The sequence below is a fragment of the Bradyrhizobium sp. UFLA05-108 genome (genome assembly GCF_059803455.1).
Genome location: NZ_JBANAZ010000196.1, coordinates 1 through 1,255 on the forward strand (window position 1 = coordinate 1; position 1,255 = coordinate 1,255).

A 1,255-nucleotide genomic window follows, 5' to 3' on the forward strand; every position below is an offset into this window, starting at 1 on the left:
CGATCTGGCGCAGGCGGAGCAGCTACAGAGCGCGGCCAGCCATTTCGACAGCGATGGCTACAAGATTTTGTGCAAGCCGCTCATCGCCGGCGATTACCCGATTATTGAGCTGCCGTAAGGCCATCATGCTGGTGATAACCTAAGATTTATCCGTAAAGTCAGGGCATTATGCTAAAAAAGCTTGAATCCATAATGTTGTTATGGATAATGGCGCCCCGAAGCGAAGGAACGCGCTATTAACTCAGTTGGCAGAGTGATTGGTTTTATAATGGCTTGTTTTGGCTTGAAAATTGATAGACGCGGGTTCGAGTCCTGCATAGCGCGCCAGCTTTCTTCCTTCGTCTCATCGCGCTTACCGTAAAGCGCACCCGGGTTGATTTGCACTATCGGCTCCTCGTTGGGATTTTCGGGTGTGCTTTACCGTAACCGCTGGCTTTCCTTCCTCTTTCTCTTTCGATCCTTTGCTAAACTGTAATCAGGCAGGCTTGCTGCCCGGCAACAGGAGGTCGATATGTCTCACTCCGATCAACTGCAGGAACTCTTGCAACGCGTCGCCGCCCTCGAGGCGAGAGAGAAAGCGCTGACCGCCGCGTCCAACGCTTATCAGGCGATTATCACTACCATGTTAGGCAATATGGAGAAGACCGAACGTGATCGGATCATCGCGATGATCGATCAGGCCCATGAAATCGCCTACGCCCGCGCCATTCAACGCAGCAACGAACCGCAAAAGCAGAAAATCAAGCAGGCCGACGATGTGGCCCAGCGCATGTTCATGTTTGCGCAAGGCAAGGCCGCTCAGCCGCGCTGAAGCCGAACTATAACAGTTGCCGTCATTAAGTTGGCTAACTGATCTACCCGGCAAAACTGTACTTGTGTTACTTTTAGCAGCGAGATTTGATGGCAATGCTGTTTCCAGCATAAGGTTGTAACGATGGACGCGATTAAAAGCATCTTGGTTAAAGAGATTGAACAGATCAATCGGCGCGAAGGGCGTGACGGCAAGCCGCGCTTCAACAGCGAATTCGCCCGTACTCACCGCTATTTGTGCCTTGCCATGTTCGCCGGCTACTTTGCGGTGATCGCCGTGATGTATCAGGTGCCGTACATGGGGGTGTATGCCTTCCTGGGCTTCACCGCCTTCGTGCTGTTCATGTTCGCCATGCTGCTGATCGAGATCCGGCCGGTGTACCGTTTCGAGGACATCGTGGTACTGGATCTGCGGGTTTGCTACAATGGCGAATGGTACTTCACC

3 protein-coding genes and 1 tRNA gene are annotated in these 1,255 nt (G+C 52.6%); all 4 read left to right on the forward strand.

Translation table 11 applies throughout. The annotated features are described in order from the left end of the window. Nucleotides 1-4: 4 nt before the first annotated feature. Nucleotides 5-118, forward strand: coding sequence for a hypothetical protein (locus tag SO140_RS45905; RefSeq protein WP_498544197.1), 114 nt, complete (start codon nucleotides 5-7; stop codon nucleotides 116-118). Between the two features lie 112 nt (nucleotides 119-230). Then, a tRNA-OTHER gene (locus tag SO140_RS45910) sits at nucleotides 231-327 on the forward strand. A gap of 184 nt (nucleotides 328-511) precedes the next feature. Next, entirely contained in the window at nucleotides 512-811 is a 300-nt protein-coding gene (locus SO140_RS45915) for a sigma-S stabilization anti-adapter protein IraP (RefSeq protein WP_025302380.1), read from the forward strand. Between the two features lie 123 nt (nucleotides 812-934). Further along, on the forward strand, nucleotides 935-1,255 hold a 321-nt coding region (locus SO140_RS45920), incomplete at its 3' end, for a YlaC family protein (protein ID WP_498544196.1).